Origin of the sequence: Xanthomonas sp. CFBP 8443, from assembly GCF_025666195.1 — a bacterium.
Classification (GTDB): Bacteria; Pseudomonadota; Gammaproteobacteria; order Xanthomonadales; family Xanthomonadaceae; genus Xanthomonas_A.
In genome coordinates this window covers 2,781,214-2,797,706 of record NZ_CP102592.1, presented here as the reverse complement: position 1 = coordinate 2,797,706, position 16,493 = coordinate 2,781,214, and the positions used below count along the sequence as shown (strand labels likewise).

At 66.8% G+C, this 16,493-nt stretch carries 15 protein-coding genes; 12 read left to right on the top strand and 3 right to left on the bottom strand.

Annotated elements, in window-relative coordinates; all coding sequences use genetic code 11:
* Positions 1 to 386: 386 nt before the first annotated feature.
* From NUG20_RS11635 to NUG20_RS11620, 4 genes are read left to right on the top strand one after another with little or no spacing between them, the layout of a single operon-like run.
* Entirely contained in the window at positions 387 to 2,528 is a 2,142-nt protein-coding gene (locus NUG20_RS11635) for a TonB-dependent siderophore receptor (RefSeq protein WP_263394652.1), read from the top strand.
* Positions 2,529 to 2,565: 37 nt separating this feature from the next.
* The gene (locus NUG20_RS11630; protein ID WP_263394651.1) at positions 2,566 to 2,883 is read left to right on the top strand and encodes an iron uptake protein; all 318 of its coding nucleotides are present in this window, start codon (positions 2,566 to 2,568) and stop codon (positions 2,881 to 2,883) included.
* Between the two features lie 27 nt (positions 2,884 to 2,910).
* A complete protein-coding gene (locus tag NUG20_RS11625; RefSeq protein ID WP_263394650.1) occupies positions 2,911 to 4,578 on the top strand; it encodes a PepSY-associated TM helix domain-containing protein in 1,668 nt (555 codons plus the stop codon).
* A complete protein-coding gene (locus NUG20_RS11620; RefSeq protein WP_263394649.1) occupies positions 4,571 to 4,957 on the top strand; it encodes a DUF3325 domain-containing protein in 387 nt (128 codons plus the stop codon). Before NUG20_RS11625 ends, NUG20_RS11620 begins: the two co-directional genes overlap by 8 nt.
* A 106-nt stretch (positions 4,958 to 5,063) precedes the next feature.
* On the opposite strand, the gene NUG20_RS11615 is transcribed toward NUG20_RS11620, so the two are convergent.
* Entirely contained in the window at positions 5,064 to 5,837 is a 774-nt protein-coding gene (locus NUG20_RS11615; RefSeq protein ID WP_263394648.1) for an alpha/beta hydrolase, read from the bottom strand.
* Positions 5,838 to 6,134, bottom strand: coding sequence for a DUF1244 domain-containing protein (locus NUG20_RS11610; protein ID WP_263394647.1), 297 nt, complete (start codon positions 6,132 to 6,134; stop codon positions 5,838 to 5,840).
* Positions 6,135 to 6,185: 51 nt separating this feature from the next.
* Between NUG20_RS11610 and folD the strand changes: the two genes are divergently transcribed.
* The 8 genes from folD to NUG20_RS11570 all read left to right on the top strand — a co-directional run bounded on the left by folD (position 6,186) and on the right by NUG20_RS11570 (position 15,605).
* Positions 6,186 to 7,106, top strand: coding sequence for a bifunctional methylenetetrahydrofolate dehydrogenase/methenyltetrahydrofolate cyclohydrolase FolD (gene folD / locus NUG20_RS11605; RefSeq protein WP_263394646.1), 921 nt, complete (start codon positions 6,186 to 6,188; stop codon positions 7,104 to 7,106).
* A gap of 164 nt (positions 7,107 to 7,270) precedes the next feature.
* The gene (guaB, locus tag NUG20_RS11600) at positions 7,271 to 8,728 is read left to right on the top strand and encodes an IMP dehydrogenase (RefSeq protein WP_263394645.1); all 1,458 of its coding nucleotides are present in this window, start codon (positions 7,271 to 7,273) and stop codon (positions 8,726 to 8,728) included.
* 6 nt (positions 8,729 to 8,734) lie between these two features.
* Entirely contained in the window at positions 8,735 to 9,091 is a 357-nt protein-coding gene (locus tag NUG20_RS11595; protein WP_263394644.1) for a hypothetical protein, read from the top strand.
* Positions 9,075 to 10,640 (top strand): glutamine-hydrolyzing GMP synthase, encoded by a 1,566-nt coding sequence (guaA, locus tag NUG20_RS11590; protein ID WP_263394643.1) that lies wholly within the window; start codon positions 9,075 to 9,077, stop codon positions 10,638 to 10,640. The genes NUG20_RS11595 and guaA overlap by 17 nt, the downstream gene beginning before the upstream one ends.
* Positions 10,641 to 10,992: 352 nt before the next feature.
* Positions 10,993 to 11,667: a response regulator gene (locus NUG20_RS11585; RefSeq protein ID WP_263394642.1), complete on the top strand. Its 675-nt coding sequence runs from the start codon at positions 10,993 to 10,995 to the stop codon at positions 11,665 to 11,667.
* Positions 11,664 to 12,983: a sensor histidine kinase gene (locus NUG20_RS11580; protein WP_263394641.1), complete on the top strand. Its 1,320-nt coding sequence runs from the start codon at positions 11,664 to 11,666 to the stop codon at positions 12,981 to 12,983. The genes NUG20_RS11585 and NUG20_RS11580 overlap by 4 nt, the downstream gene beginning before the upstream one ends.
* Positions 12,984 to 13,071: 88 nt before the next feature.
* Positions 13,072 to 13,425: a hypothetical protein gene (locus tag NUG20_RS11575; protein ID WP_263394640.1), complete on the top strand. Its 354-nt coding sequence runs from the start codon at positions 13,072 to 13,074 to the stop codon at positions 13,423 to 13,425.
* Positions 13,426 to 13,457: 32 nt separating this feature from the next.
* Positions 13,458 to 15,605, top strand: coding sequence for a prolyl oligopeptidase family serine peptidase (locus NUG20_RS11570; protein WP_263394639.1), 2,148 nt, complete (start codon positions 13,458 to 13,460; stop codon positions 15,603 to 15,605).
* A gap of 382 nt (positions 15,606 to 15,987) precedes the next feature.
* Here the strand turns inward: NUG20_RS11570 and NUG20_RS11565 are convergent, their stop codons facing one another.
* Entirely contained in the window at positions 15,988 to 16,455 is a 468-nt protein-coding gene (locus NUG20_RS11565) for a PaaI family thioesterase (RefSeq protein ID WP_263394638.1), read from the bottom strand.
* Positions 16,456 to 16,493 lie beyond the last annotated feature (38 nt).

Here is a 16,493-nt window from a genome sequence, read left to right as displayed (position 1 = left end):
GAGCCCGCCGCGCCCGGTCTGCCGTCGGTGGAGATGAAGCCGGAGCCATTTCTTGAGTGTTGCGGAGATGTTCCAAAAGCACAGGCGGCTCCTGACGGTTCGCCATGGCGCCAGCCTGAGTGCCCGCTTGGCCCACGCACCACGGCGCGTCGATTGGAGCAGCGATTGACGGCTGCTGAACCTGTCTATAAAATGCGAATCATTCTTAATTGCACTCATTGGGCGCTCCACGCATCCGCACCGACCACGCGTCGCTTCCTGAAAGCCCGCCTGTCCGGTGCGAAGCCGCGCTCACCGCTTTACTCCTCAGCCCCCCAGACAGGCCAATGCGCTCAAAGAATTCCAGTCGGCTGCAATCCGCGACGTACAAGAATCCGTCGTCCTTCATGCGCGGCCACCTGGCCATCGCGATCGGCCTGGGCCTGGCGTGCCTGTCGGGCGCCGCGCTCGCCGCGCCGCAGGACGCCGCGGCCGGCGCGCAGGGCGGCAGCGCCGACACCGCCGCAACCGACCTGGACGCGGTGATGGTGGTCTCCCAGCGGGCCAGCCGGGTCAGTAACGGCGCGACCAACCTGGACCTGGACATCAAGGACACGCCGCAGTCGATCAGCGTGGTCAGCGCCGCGCAGATGGAGCAGTTCGGCACCGACAGCCTCAACGAGGCGCTGCGCCTGAGCACCGGCATCCAGGTCGAGGAATGGGAGACGAACCGCACCACCTTCACCGCGCGTGGCTTCGACATCGCCAACACCCAGATCGACGGCGTCGGCCTGCCCAACGGCTGGGGCATCGTCACCGGCGCGGTGGACACCTTCGGCTACGAGAAGCTGGAAGTGATCCGCGGCGCCAACGGCCTGTTGACCGGCGTGGGCAACGCCGCCGGCACGATCAACTACGTGCGCAAGCGCCCGACCAACGACCCGCGCGGGACGGTCGGCGTCAGCTATGGCTCGTGGGGCACCACGCGCGAAGAGCTGGACTATTCGACCCCGTTCACCGCCGACGGCACCTGGGCCGGCCGCGTGGTGGCCGCCCACGAGGAAGGCGGTTCCTACCTGCGCGGCAAGGACGACCAGCGCGATTTCTTCTATGGCGTGGTCGACGGGCAGATCGGCGAGAACGGCACGTTGACGTTCGGCTACTCCTGGCAGGACGCGCAGACCGACGGCAACATGTGGGGCGCGCTGGGCTTCATGTACAGCGATGGCACCCAGGCCGAATGGAGTCGCAGCGCCTCGACCACGCAGGACTGGACCTACTGGGACACCACGACCCAGACCGCGTTCGTCGAGTACATGCACCAGTTCGGCCCGGACTGGCTGCTGAAGCTGTCCTACAACCGCCGCGACATCCGCAACGACGACAAGTTGTTCTACGCCACCGACCTGGCCGGCACCGGCCTGCAGCCGGGCACCAACCTGGGCTTGTACGGCTACCCATGGGGTGGCAAGGACGAACTGACCGCCGACCTGGGCGCGGCCACGCTCAACGGCCATTTCCAGATGTTCGGCCGCGATCAGGAAGTGATGCTGGGGGTGAGCTGGTCCAGGAGCGAGAACACCAATCGCGAATACGCCCAGGCGATGTGCGGCGCCGCGCCTTGCGGCTATCTCGCCATGCCCAGCTTCCCATGGCCCGGCGACGCCATTGCCGAGCCGGTGTGGGGCGACAGTTCCGTGTACAGCACCCTGGACGAGCGGCTCAAGCGCGCCTACGGTGCGACCCGGCTGACGCTGAGCGACCGGCTCAAGGCCGTGGTCGGCGTCAACTATGCCCAATACCACCGCGACGGCGTCAACTACGGCGTGGTCTTCGACCAGACCGAGAGCAAGACCAGCCCGTACGCGGGGCTGACGTTCGACTTCAACGAACACGTGCTCGGCTATGCCAGCTATTCGGACATCTATCAGCCGCAGAGCCAGTCCGACGAGAACGGCCGCTACCTGGATCCGACCAAGGGTTCGAACTACGAAGTCGGCATCAAGGCCGACTGGCTGGACCAGCGCCTGCTGACCACGCTGGCCGTGTTCAAGGCCGAGCAGAACGGGCTGGCCACCGGCGCCGGCTACAACGCGCTCGGCCAGTTCTACTACACCGGCGTCGATGTCGAGTCCAAGGGCGTGGAACTGGAGGCGACCGGCAAGCTCACCGACGACCTCGACGTGGTGTTCGGCTACACCGCGCTGAAGCTGACCGGCCAGGACGGCGACGACACCTACCGGTGGGTGCCGCGGCGCACCGCCAACCTGATGCTCAGCGCGCGCCTGCCCAGCTACACCGCGCTATCCTTCGGGATCGGCGGACGCTGGCAGAGCGATATCTCCAACGTGGAGAGCAGCGGCTTCACCGTGCGCCAGGGCAGCTATGCGGTATTCAACGGCTTCGTCGCCTGGGATTTCCTGCCCAACGCGACGGTGCGCCTCAACGCCAACAACCTCGCCGACGAGAAGTACATCAACACCTTGCGCTACAGCGGCTACTACGGCGCGCCGCGCAACTACACGCTCAGCCTGAACTGGCGGTTCTGACCCCGCTCCGACCCACGCACAGACCATCGCCGACGCCATGTCCCGCACCGCCGCAAGCTCCGCTCCCTTCGCCGCCCCGCGCCTGCGCCTGGCCTCGCGCATCGCCGCGGCGGTGCTCGGCGGCTACGCCTTCGCGTGGGGAACGGTCGCCGCGGTCACCGCCTTGCTGTTCGCGGCCGACATGGAGTTCCACGATGCCGAGTTCCTGGGCGCCATCGCCGGACTGCTCGCCTATCTGGTGGCGTTCCTGTGGGCGATCGCGGCGCGGCGCCTGGCGCGGGTCTGGGCGGTGCTGCTGGGCGCCGGTGCGCTGATGGCCGCCGGCGCGTCGTACGTGCAATCGTTGCTGGCGTAATGTGCCGACCTTGAAACGGAGATAGTCGTGTTCCAGAGCTTCCGTCAATCCATGGCCTGGCTGCACACCTGGTTCGGCCTGGTCCTGGGCTTCGTGCTCATGGCCGCGTTCTTCTTCGGCGCGCTGTCGGTGTTCGACCGCGAGATCGACCGCTGGGCGATCCCGGCCACGCGTATCGAGCCGCAGCCCATGCCCTCGTTCGAGCGCGTGCTGCGCCCGGCGTTCGAGCGGATGCGGCCGACGCCTGAGGCCATCGACGCGATGCGCCCGCGCGTGAACGGCGCCATGCCCGAGCGCTTCGACACGGTGGTCAGCTGGAGCGCCTACACCACCCACCGCGACCCGGTGCTGGCGCTGTACGCCGGCTACGACGTGCCCAATGCCAAGGACCCGGAAGAAGCCATCTGGGCCTACAGCACCATCGATCCGCGCAATGGCCGCGCGCTGCCCAACGACCGCCTCAAGCTCGGCAGCGAGTTCTTCTACCCGATGCACTACAGCCTGACGCTGGACTGGAAGAACCTGGGCATCTGGATCGTCGGGTTCTCGGCGCTGATGATGCTCGTCGCGCTGGTCAGCGGCGTGGTGATGCACCGCAAGCTGTTCCGCGAGTTCTTCACCTTCCGTCCGGGCAAGGCGCGGCTGCGCAGCGTGCTCGACCTGCACAACCTCACCGGCGTGGTGGCGCTGCCGTTCCACTTCTTCTTCGCCTTCACCGGGCTGGTGATCTTCGCCAGCAGCTACTACTTCCCGGTCGGCCATACCCAGTTGCACGCGTTGCACGACCTGCACGAGCAGGTGGAAGCGCGCGAGACCGGGCTGCCGCACGACCGCGCCGGCGTACCCGCGGGCCTGGCGCCGGTGGATGCGATGGTCGCCGAAGCCCAGCGCCGCTGGCAGGCCAAGGGCAAGGCTGGCGAGGTCGGGTTCCTGGTGCTGCAGCACGTGGGCGACGCCAACGGCTACGTCAGCGTGTACCGCGCCGGCACCGACCGCATCGCGCTGGTCGGCGACGGCGTGCACTTCAAGGCCTCGACCGGCGCGCTGATCAGGGAAGACCCGCCGACCACGCCGGTCGGACGCGTCAGCGAGTTCCTCACCGGGCTGCACCTGCAGCACTTCCGCCATTGGCTGCTGCGCTGGTTCTACGTGCTGGGCGGGCTGGCCGGCGCGGTGTGCATCGCGACCGGCTTCGTGTTCTTCGTCGAGAAACGCAAGCGCCAGCATGCCAAGCAGGGCAGCCAGGGCGCGCGCATCGTCGATGCGCTGGCGGTGACCACGGTGACCGGCATGGTGCTGGCGACGCTGGGAATCCTGCTGGCCAACCGCCTGCTGCCGGAAGACCTGCCAGCGCGCGGCGATTGGGAGCGTTGGGCGTTCTGGGCGACCTGGATGCTGGCGCTGCTGCACGCGACCTGGCGCAGCGCGGCTGTCGCCCAGGGCCTGCCCAATCCCGCCTGGCGCGAACAGTGCTGGGCGATCGCCACCGGTGCGTTGGCCGCGGTGGCGTTGAACTGGATCACCACCGGCGACCACCTCGTGCGTACGCTCGCGGCCGGCTACTGGCCGGTCGCCGGCATCGACCTGTTCCTGCTGTCCAGCGCCACGCTGGCGTTCGTGGCCGCACGCAGGCTGGGACGGCGCGCGCGCGTCGCGCAGCCGCGTTCGTTGGCCGAGGAGCCTGCACGTGCCTGACGCCCTCTCCTCGGCCTGCCTGTTGGCGGCGGCCGTGCTCGCTAGCGTCGCCGGCATGGGCTGGCTGGCGCTGTCGATGCAGGCGCACGCGCAGCAGGTCCTGGGCCGCGTTCCGTCGCTGCCGGCGGCGCGCGTGCTGCGTTGGATGGGCGCGTCCGCGCTCGTCGTGGCGCTGGGGCTGTGCCTGGCGGTCGATCACGCCTCCATGGCGGCCTTGGTCTGGGTGATGACCCTGACCGGCGCGTCGCTGCTCGTCGCCTTCACCCTGGCCTGGCGCCCGCATTGGCTGCGCGCGCTCGTTCCGTGGGCGCGCCCGCTGCCGGCCCACGCGGGCGAGGCACGCGCGCAGCGGCGCGGGGATCCTCTACGGGACCGATAGGCGCCAGGCGCCGGTCCGTTGTCGCGTCGTCCGCAGCCCCGCCGGCACCTTGCCGTCGCGGCCTCGGGAAAACCGAAGTTCTCCGGACGGCCCGGGAGACGCAGCCTCAGCGCAAAAACGCCCGCAACGCCTGCGCATAGCGCGGGTCGGCGCTGATGTCGTCGTGTCCTGCGCGGGGCAGGGAGACCAGCTCGGGCGGCTGCGGCAGCGCATCGAGCAGGCGCTGCGTGCTCGATGCCGGCACCACCTGGTCGCGTCCGGCGCGTAGTACCAGCAAGGGGCCGCGGTAGCCGCGCAGCGCGCTCGCCGAGTCGTAGCGATCGCGCAGCAGCCAGCGCACCGGCGCCCACGGGTAGTGCGCTTGCGCGGCGGAGGCCAGGCTGTCGAACGGAGTGACCAGCACCAGCCGCGCCAACGGCCGCCGCGCCGCCAGCTGGCTGGCGACGCCGCTGCCCAGGCTGCGCCCGAGCACGGCGATCTCGGCTTGCGGCTGGGTGGCGCGCACGTGGTCGTACAACGCCAGGGCGTCGCCGATCAGCGCCGCCTCGTTCGGCGTGCCGTCGCTGGCGCCGTAGCCGCGATAGGCCAGCAGGTACACGCTGTAGTCGGGCAGCAGCGGCGCCAGCTGCGCGCGGGCATGGCGCAGGTCTTCGGCGTTGCCGCCGAAGTACAGCAACACCTTGTCGCGGCCCGGATTGACCCGCCAGCCGCGCAACGACAGGGCGGGGCTGCGCTGCAGGGTGAAATCGGTCTGCGCCGCAGGCACCCGGGTCGCCTGCGGGAAATACAGCAGTTCGCGCTGGCCAAGGTAGAGCAGGGCGCAGACCACCAGGTAGGCGACGATCGCGATGGCCGCCACGATGCCCAGATTGCGCAGCATCTATCCGTGCCGGCGCTGCGCGTCGGCGAAGGCCGCCAGTTGCTCCGGGGTGGCCTCGGCCTGGAACTGCGCCTTCCAATCGGCGAAGGGCATGCCATAGACGCGTTCGCGCGCCTGCTCCTTGCTCAGGGTCTCGCCTTCGGCGGCCGCGGCCTCGCGGTACCAGTCGGCCAAGCAGTTGCGGCAGAAGCCGGCCAGGATCATCAGGTCGATGTTCTGCACGTCGCTGCGCTCCTGGTTGAGGTGCTGCAGCAGCCGCCGGAACGCGGCGGCCTCGATGCGGGTGGTGTCGGTCATGGCGGAATCGGGGACAATGGGGTCCCCCAGACTCTACACCCGCTCGCCCTGATGACCGACTCCGCGCCCGTCTCCTCCGTTCCAGCCCGCATCCTCGACGGGCGGCGCATCGCCGACGGCCTGCTCGACCAGCTCAAGGCCCGGGTCGATGCGCGGCTGGCGGCCGGGCAGCCGCGGCCGGGCCTGGCGGTGGTGCTGGTCGGCGGTGATCCGGCGTCCACGGTGTACGTGCGCAACAAGCGCCGCGCGGCGGAAAAGGTCGGCATCGAGGCGTTCGACTACGATCTTCCGGCAGGTACCGGCGAAGCCGAGCTGTTGGCGCTGATCGACCGCCTTAATGCCGACCCGAAGGTCCACGGCATTCTGGTGCAGCTGCCGCTGCCGGGCATTCCCGACGCCAGCCGGCTGATCCACCGCATCGATCCGCGCAAGGACGTGGACGGCTTCCACCCGGAGAACGTCGGCCACCTGGCGCTGCGCGAATTCGGCCTGCGTCCGTGCACGCCGCGCGGCATCGTCACTCTGCTCGGGCATACCGACCAGCCGGTGCGCGGGCGCAACGCCACCATCGTCGGGGTCAGCAACCACGTCGGCCGGCCGATGGCGCTGGAACTGCTGATCGCCGGCTGCACGGTCAGCTGCTGCCACAAGTTCACCCCGGCGGACGTGCTGCAGGCGCGGGTGCGCGACGCCGACATCCTGGTGGTGGCGGTGGGCCGTCCCGGCCTGATCCCCGGCGAGTGGGTCAAGCCCGGCGCGGTGGTGATCGACGTCGGCATCAACCGCCTCGACGACGGCCGCCTGGTCGGCGACGTCGGCTTCGACGCGGCCGCGCAGCGCGCCAGCTGGATCACCCCGGTGCCGGGCGGAGTCGGGCCGATGACGGTGGCCACGCTGATGCAGAACACGATCGAAGCGGCTGATGCAGCCGGGACTGCCGGGACCGGGGACCAGGGACCGGGGACCCGGTAGAAGCAAACGCCGAGCTGAAGCATCGGTGGCCGATACATGTGGCTTTACCGAGAGACGTTCTTCGGGTCCCCGGTCCCTGGTCCCCGGTTCCGGCTTCTTGTCCCATAGCCTCAGCCCCCCATTTCCGGTTAAAATGCCGCGCTTCCCCACATTCGGGTCCGCCGATGCTGCGCATCCAGGCTGAAGCTCTTACCTACGACGACGTTTCGCTCGTCCCCGCCCATTCGATCGTCCTGCCGAAGGACGTCAGCCTGGAAACCCGGCTGACCCGCGACCTGCGCCTGAAATTGCCGATCCTGTCGGCGGCGATGGACACGGTGACCGAACACCGCCTCGCGGTGGCCATGGCCCAGCTCGGCGGCATCGGCATCATCCACAAGAACCTGACCCCGGTGCAGCAGGCCGCCGAAGTGGCCAAGGTCAAGAAGTTCGAATCCGGGGTGATCACCGAGCCGTTCACGGTCGGTCCGGAAACGACCATCGGCGAAGTGCTGAAACTGACCCGCGCGCGCAACATCTCCGGCGTGCCGGTGGTCGACGGCAGCGAGCTGGTCGGCATCGTCACCAGCCGCGACATGCGCTTCGAGAAGAAGCTCGACGATCCGGTCCGCCACATCATGACCAAGAAGGATCGCCTGGTCACCGTGCGCGAAGGCGCCAGCGACGAGGAAGTGCTGCAGCTGCTGCACCGCCACCGCATCGAGAAGATCCTGGTGGTCAACGACGGCTTCGAGCTGCGCGGCCTGATCACGGTCAAGGACATCCAGAAGAAAACCGACAACCCGAACGCGGCCAAGGACGCGTCCACGCGCCTGCTGGTCGGCGCGGCGGTCGGCGTCGGCGGCGACACCGAGCAGCGCATCGAGCTGCTCGCCGCGGCGGGCGTGGACGTGGTCATCGTCGATACCGCGCACGGCCACTCGCAGGGCGTGATCGACCGCGTGGCCTGGGTCAAGAAGACCTACCCGCAGCTGCAGGTGATCGGCGGCAACATCGTCACCGGCGATGCCGCGCTGGCGCTGATGGACGCCGGCGCCGACGCGGTCAAGGTCGGCGTGGGCCCGGGCTCGATCTGCACCACGCGCGTGGTCGCCGGCGTGGGCGTGCCGCAGATCACCGCGGTGGACATGGTCGCCGAGGCGTTGCAGGACCGCATCCCGCTGATCGCCGACGGCGGCATCCGCTACTCGGGCGACATCGGCAAGGCGCTGGTCGCCGGCGCCTCCACGGTGATGGTCGGCGGCCTGTTCGCCGGCACCGAGGAAGCCCCGGGCGAGGTCGAACTGTTCCAGGGCCGCAGCTACAAGAGCTACCGCGGCATGGGCAGCCTGGGCGCGATGGAGAAGGGCAGCAAGGACCGTTACTTCCAGGACGCCTCCGACGCCGACAAGCTGGTGCCGGAAGGCATCGAAGGCCGCGTGCCGTACCGCGGCCCGCTCAGCGGCATCATCCACCAGCTGATCGGCGGCCTGCGCGCCACCATGGGCTACGTGGGCTGCGCGACCATCGAGGAAATGCGCACCAAGCCGAAGTTCGTCACCATCACCGGTGCCGGCCAGCGCGAAAGCCATGTCCACGACGTGCAGATCACCAAGGAACCGCCGAACTATCGGATGGGCTGATCTGCCGTGTTCAGGGCGGCGCTGGCCTATCTTGCGTTGATCGCGCTTCTAACCGCATTGGCGATCGGGGTGTACGCGGTGTCGCCGGGGCTGTACGGCGCGACATTCTTCGGCTCGACGTATCTGTTGGTCGCGCTGTCCCCGGCGGTGCTGGGGATCGGCGCAGCCGCCCGCTTCCAGCGAGCGGCCACGCGCATCGCGATCGCCACGACGCTGGCGATCGCCGTCCATGTGCTGTTTCTCGTCATGGGCACCAATCTGTTGTGGCCGGGGGCGCTTTTCGCGCCGCTGCTTTCCCTGTTTCTGGAGTGGCGCCGGGCGCGCCGCCTTCGCACTGCGAGTAACCATGTCCGACCTGCATAACGACAAGATCCTGATCCTCGATTTCGGCGCGCAGTACACGCAGCTGATCGCGCGGCGCATTCGCGAACTGGGGGTCTACTGCGAGATCTGGGCCTGGGACCACGATCCGGCGCAGATCGCCGGCTTCGGCGCCAAGGGCATCATCCTGTCCGGCGGCCCCGAATCGACCACGCTGCCGGGTGCGCCGGTCGCGCCGCAGGAAGTGTTCGACAGCGGCCTGCCGGTGTTCGGCATCTGCTACGGCATGCAGACCCTGGCCGCGCAGCTGGGCGGCGCCACCGAGGCGGCCGACCAGCGCGAGTTCGGCCATGCGGAAGTGGACGTGGTCGCGCCCGACGCGCTGTTCTCCGGCCTCAGCGACCATCCCGGCGCCGCGCGCCTGAACGTGTGGATGAGCCACGGCGACCACGTCTCCCAGGTGCCGCCGGGCTTCACCATCACCGCGGTGACCGATCGCATCCCGGTCGCGGCGATGGCCAACGAGGCCAAGCGTTGGTACGGCGTGCAGTTCCACCCGGAAGTCACCCACACGCTGCAGGGCCAGACCCTGCTGCGCCGCTTCGTGGTCGACGTCTGCGGCTGCGAGACCCTGTGGACCGCGGCCAACATCATCGACGACCAGATCGCGCGCGTGCGCGCCCAGGTCGGCGAGGACGAAGTGATCCTGGGCCTGTCCGGCGGCGTCGATTCGTCGGTGGTCGCCGCGCTGCTGCACAAGGCGATCGGCGACAAGCTGACCTGCGTGTTCGTCGATACCGGCCTGCTGCGCTGGCAGGAAGGCGACCAGGTGATGGCGATGTTCGCCGAACACATGGGCGTCAAGGTGATCCGGGTCAACGCCGCCGACCGCTATTTCGACGCATTGGCCGGCGTCAGCGACCCGGAAGCCAAGCGCAAGATCATCGGCAACCTGTTCGTGGAAATCTTCGACGAGGAGTCGAACAAGCTGGCCAATGCCAAGTGGCTGGCGCAGGGCACGATCTATCCGGACGTGATCGAGTCGGCCGGCAGCAAGACCGGCAAGGCGCACGTGATCAAGAGTCACCACAACGTCGGCGGCCTGCCTGAGCACATGAAGCTGGGCCTGGTCGAGCCGTTGCGCGAGCTGTTCAAGGACGAAGTGCGGCGCTTGGGCGTGGAACTCGGCCTGCCGCGCACGATGGTCTACCGCCATCCGTTCCCCGGCCCCGGCCTGGGTGTACGCATCCTCGGCGAAGTGAAGCGCGAGTACGCCGAACTGCTGGCCAAGGCCGATGCGATCTTCATCGAAGAGCTGCGCAAGGCCGACCTGTACGACAAGACCAGCCAGGCGTTCGCAGTGTTCCTGCCGGTCAAGTCGGTGGGCGTGGTCGGCGACGCGCGCGCCTACGAATGGGTGATCGCGCTGCGCGCGGTGGAGACCATCGACTTCATGACCGCACACTGGGCGCACCTGCCGTACGACTTCCTGGGCACGGTGAGCAACCGCATCATCAACGAACTGCGCGGCGTCTCGCGCGTGGTCTACGACATCTCCGGCAAGCCGCCGGCGACGATCGAGTGGGAGTGATTTTCGCCGGTCCGGGCGTATCCGGCCTGCGCGATGGACCTCGCCCATATTGATCAGCCGCAAAATCGGAAGTACCGTCTGGAGCGATGAGCGCTTGGCGGTATCTTTCGACATGAGTATCTGAGGAAGGTCATTTCCCGCCAAGACTCACTCCAAAATCGTATCCCGGTACTTTTGGAGGCGACGCGCAAATGCAGCCGGATGCCGCGATCGAGGCTCTGAAGCCGCGGAGCACGATGTGCAAGGTCGCGGCTCGAGACGGTATGTACGTGCGCGTCATGCCAGCCGTGCGATAGAGGCCGCACCTACCCAAGGTGTCGTCCGGCACGACATGTCGATCCGAGGTGCAATCGTGAGAGTTTTGATTGTTGAGGACGAGACGGAATTCGCAAACGCGCTGCGAATTGCGCTCGAGCGAGAGCGCTTCATTGTCGATCAGGCGGACCGCATATCGATGGCGCAGGAAGCGGCCATGTCGGGATCTTATGATCTGGTGCTGCTCGATCGCACTCTGCCGGATGGGGATGGGCTGTCGCTCTTGCCGATATTGCGTGAAACACACCCTGGGCTTCCGGTCATTGTGCTGAGCGCGCGCGGCGAAGTGATCGACCGTATTGCTGGCCTGGACCGAGGCGCTGACGACTATCTCATCAAGCCGTTCGATATAGACGAGATGTTTGCCCGCATCCGCGCGGTACGGCGGCGTCCCGCAGAGTTGGGGAGCGAGGAAATCCATGTCGGCGCGCTTGTGTTCGACGTGACGAACGACGAGGCGAGCGTCGGAGGTGCCAGGCTTGAACTTACCCGCCGAGAGTTGCGCGTTCTGACCGCGCTCGTGAAGCGTCGCGGCAGAACGGTACTGAGAGAGTCTCTCGAGCAGGCAGTCTATGGTTTTGACGACGAGGTGCAGTCGAACACGCTGGACTCCCACATCTCGCGCCTTCGCCGCAAGCTCGCCGAAGCGGATGCGCAGGTCGAAATCCACGCCATCAAGGGCGTTGGCTACCTGTTGAAAGATCTGTCATGAAGCAAGGTTCGCCTTCGCTGAAACGCCCGCTGATCGTCAAACCGCTGATCTTCCAGCTCGCGACATTGCTGATCGCCTGCACATTCTTCATGACGTTGGCGCTTCGCATGGACAGCGGCGGCCTTTACACCGACGAGGCGATTACGCCGGTGATCGCGCGCGCGATCGTCCGTGATCAGAACGGGAGTCTTTCGGTGCGCGAGACACCGGAACTGGCCGAGCTTCGCGAAAAATCTCCGGATCTCTGGTTTGTGGCCGAGGACGATTCCGGCCGAAGCGTCGCATTTGGCAGCGTGCCGTCGCAATACGCATCGCTTCTCGGGCGACTGCGTGATCTATCCTACGCGCAGCTGCGCGATCGGTCTCCACCTTACCGCCTGTCGGCGGTGATCCGGCGAGAGGTCGCCCCGGCCGGGACCTTGACGATTCTGGGGCATGGCAAGCTGACCGACGTCAGTCTCGTCGTTCTTCTTGCGTCCAATTTTATCGTCATTCCAATCTTCCTCGCACTGGCACTGATCTCGCTGCTGGTGACGCCATGGATCGTTCGGCAAGCGCTCGCCGGTGTATCCAAGATCGCTCAGGAGGCCGAGCAGATCGACGCGAACCGGCGTGGGCGGCGGCTGAGCGAGGAGCATGTGCCGACCGAAATCGCGCCGTTGGTGCGAGCCGTGAACGATGCCCTGCGCAGGCTTGACGAGGGCTATGAGCGGCAGCGGCGCTTCATCGCCTCCGCCGCGCACGAGCTGCGCACGCCCATCGCCATCCTGCGCTTGAAAGTGGACACCGCAGCCGAGCCGGCCACACGCAAGCTGAGTGGCGATGTGGCACGGCTAAGCAACCTGGCCGAGCAGATGCTCGATATTCAGCGGTTGGACGCCGACTGGAGCGACGAAAGCATCGATCTCGAAGCGCTCGCCCGGCGTGTCGCCGCGGATCTGGCGCCGCTACTGATTGCATCGGAGCGCTCGATCGAGTTGCAGATCGAAGGAAAAGCGTCGCTTCGCGGTGATACGGGTGCGATCGAGCGGGTGATGACGAATCTCATACAGAATGCAATCGAGCATGGCGGGCATCATGTCGTTCTGCGCGTACTGGAAGCAGGCTTCGAGGTGGAGGACGACGGTCCGGGCATACCACCAGAGGAGCGTGAACGCGTGTTCGAACCGTTCCATCGCTTGCGACCACGTTCGACCGGGAGCGGACTCGGCCTCAACTTGGTGCAGCAGATCATTGAAAGGCACGACGGACGGGTTTCGATCTCAAGCGCGCCTGGCGGCGGCACGATCGTGCGTGCCGAGTTTGCTTCGCGCTGACGGTTTTTGCTCGAGCCCAGGTTCCCGCAATCTTGGCCTGCTTTCCTAGCGGTGTCGCCGATGACGGCACCGAAAGGAGTGCAAGGAAATGATCAGAAAAAATCCTCTCAGCTTGTATCGATCCGCATTGATGACGCTCGCCGCGATTCTGGCCACTGCTGGCATCGCGGGCAGCGCATCCGCGATCGATTGGGGGCGCGAAGCCCACCAAGAAGACCGTAGAACTTGCGAACGGTTTGGGGCGGATCACGGCAGGGATTTCACGAGGTGCATGCTTGAACAGCAGCGCCGCCGCGACGACGCGTTGCTCAACGCGTCCGAGCAGCAGCGGAACAATGCTGAAGCCGCGCGGGACAATGTGGAGACAGTCCGCAGGATGCGGTGCAACCGCGAGGCCGAGCGAGCGCGAGAACGCGGCGAGCGGCCGGAGTGGTGCCGTTGATCTCCCGACGACGGTTCGGGAAAGCACTATGCGTGTCCGCCGTGTTGGCGGGTGCGCAGACGGCTTGCTTCGATGGTGGGAGCACGGCGAAAGAATCTTCGCCCGGCCCGGACACCATGCAGATCGCGTACCCGGAGACAACGCGCGGTATGGTGGCCGACAATCGGTTCGGCGTATCTGTTCCGGATCCCTATCGTTGGCTCGAAGGGGATTCCCGCACCGACAAGCACGTCGCGGCGTGGATCCACGCGCAGCAGCGCTTGACGACGGCGTACCTTTCCAACCTGCCCGGCCGTGAGGTCTTCCGCCGATCGCTCGCCTCGACCTATGACTATGAGCGCCTCGGCATCCCGCAGAAGAGCGGGGGCCATTACTTCTTCACGCGCAAAGCGGGCGATCAGAACCAACCCGTGCTGGTCATGCGCGACGACGCGGGCGCCGAGCGCATCCTGATCGATCCCGCGGCATGGTCGAAGGACGGCACCGTCGCGTTTGCGGAATGGAGGGCATCACGAGACGGGACGCGCGTGGCCTATGCCGTGCAGGATGGCGGCAGCGACTGGCGCACGATCCGCGTCCTCGACGTGACAACCGGGAAGGCGACGGGTGACGTCGTGCAGTGGGCACGGTTCACGCAGATCGCATGGGCCAATGACGGATCGGGTTTCTACTATTCCCGATATCCCGAACCCAGGCGCGGCGCCGCCGACGCCGCAAGTCTTCTCAATCACGCCATTTATTTCCATCGGATCGGCACGCCGCAGGCGGACGACACGCTGTTCTTCGCGACACCATCGAAGCCTGGGCGGATCAACTCCGCCGGCCTCACCGCCGATGGCCGTTATGCGATCGTCTATTCGAGCGATGATCTGGTGCATGCCGACGTCTCGGTGGTCGACCTGGGGCGGCGCGGCCGATCGCCCCGCCCATTGATCGAGAACGCACGGGATCGATGGTCGGTCATTGGCAATGTCGGCACGAGGCTCCTGCTGATGACCGACAAGGGCGCCGAACGATCGAAAATCGTGAGCGTGGATCTCGATGCGCCGAGGCCAGTGTTCACGGACCTGCTGCCGCAGCAGGACGCCATCTTGACCGGCGGATATCTGTCCGGGGGGCGGCTCCTCGCGACCTACCTTGTCGACGCCAAATCGGAGATCCACCGCTTCAAGCTTGATGGCAGCGCCGAGGGCATTGTGAATTTGCCCGGCATCGGCAGCGTGAGCACTGTCGTCGGCGAGCCGGAGGATCGCGAAGCATTCTTCGTCTACGCGAGCTTCAACCAGCCCAATACGGTCTATCGATATGACGTCGCGAGCGGACGAGTGGGTGCATGGGTAACGCCAAAGATCGGCGCCGACCTGGCCTCGATCACCGTCTCGCAACATTTCTATCGGTCGAAGGACGGCGCGCGGGTGCCGATGTTCATCGCACGGCGGAAAGGTACGTCTGGCCCCGTTCCGACCCTCCTGACCGGCTATGGTGGCTTCGCGATCAGCATGCCGCCGGGTTATTCCGCCATGCTGACTCCGTGGATTCTGCAGGGCGGCGCTGTCGCGTTCGTCAACATGCGCGGCGGCGGCGAATATGGCGCAGCGTGGCATGCGGCAGGGCGCGGCTTGAAGAAGCAGAACGGCTTCGACGACATGATCGGCGCGGCCGAGTATCTGCGCGCGAACAAGATGGCGCCGTCCGACGGCGTCGCGATCTATGGCGACTCCGCGGGCGGATTGATGGTCGGCGCGGTCGTCAACCAGCGTCCCGACCTGTTTGCGGCGGCACTGCCGAGCGTCGGCGTCATGGACATGCTGCGTTTCGGCAAGTTCACCGGCGGCGCCTTGTGGCTTGGCGAGTACGGCGATAGCGAGCGCGAGGCCGATTTCCGCAACCTCCTGTCCTATTCGCCCTATCACAATGTCAGGGCAGGCAAGCCGTATCCCGCGATCCTAGTGATGACCGCCGATGCGGACAATCGCGTCGTGCCGGCGCATAGCTATAAATATCTCGCTGCACTGCAGGCTGCGGACCTGGGCCCCCGGCCGCGGCTGCTGCGGGTCGATGCCCGAGCGGGCCATGGCACAGGCAAGCCGACCAGCAAGGTGATCGAGGAGGCGGCCGACATGCTGGCGTTCGCCGCGCATTGGACGGGCCTCAACGTAGGAGACGAGACAAAGCAATAGGTGGAATGACCCGGCCGCGATCTGCGGTTTGTCTTTCGCGCATGCCTGGACGCCGCCGGATGCATCCCTGGAGCGCTATGTCGGTGGACGGCGAAACGGGACATGCGCTGCAGCTCGTCGAACGCCGGGGCAATGCGCTGTACTGGGTCGGTAAAGCTCGTCGTGAGGCTTGCGACTTCGTGGCCGTTGGACTACGGATGTGCCGCCGGCGGGCTTTCCGGCGCTGGGAGCGCCAAGGGCCTTCGCCGAGATTGCGCTCGAGCGTGAGGGAGACGTGCCGGAGGGCGCTCTCACGGTGCACGCGACCGTCCCAAGGTCCATCGAGACGGTTGCGGATCTTCCGGCGTATCCGGACGAACTTTGCAGTTGCTGTTTTTTCGGGTCAGGAGCGCTGCCGTTGGGGGCGCTCCATCACCAACAGGGTCGAGGTCGCGCTGGCATAGATGCGCGCGTTGGCGTCCTTCAGCGTCGCCTCGGCAAAGGCGGCACGGCGGCCGACGGACAGGACGCGGCCTTCCGCGCGGAGCGGGCCGGTGTCGGCGGTGATCGGGCGCAGGTACGAAACCTTCAGTTCCAAAGTGGTGTAGGCCTGGTCCGCCGACAACGTGGAGTGTACGGCGCAACCGCACGCCGAATCGAGCAGCGTCGCGGCATAGCCGCCGTGGACGGTGCCGATCGGGTTGTAGGCGTGCACGCTGGGCGTGCCTGCGAAGACGGCCCATCCATCGCCGGCTTCGACGAAAGTGAAGTCCAGCGAATCGCCGATCGGCGGTCGGCCTCCGGCGGCGATCAGCGCCTGCAGGGTCTCAAGCCCGGAAAGGCCGGGGGCGATTTCGTCGACGAGATTCACTGGCATGTCTCCAATGTGGGCCGGCCGCAGGGCGCGGA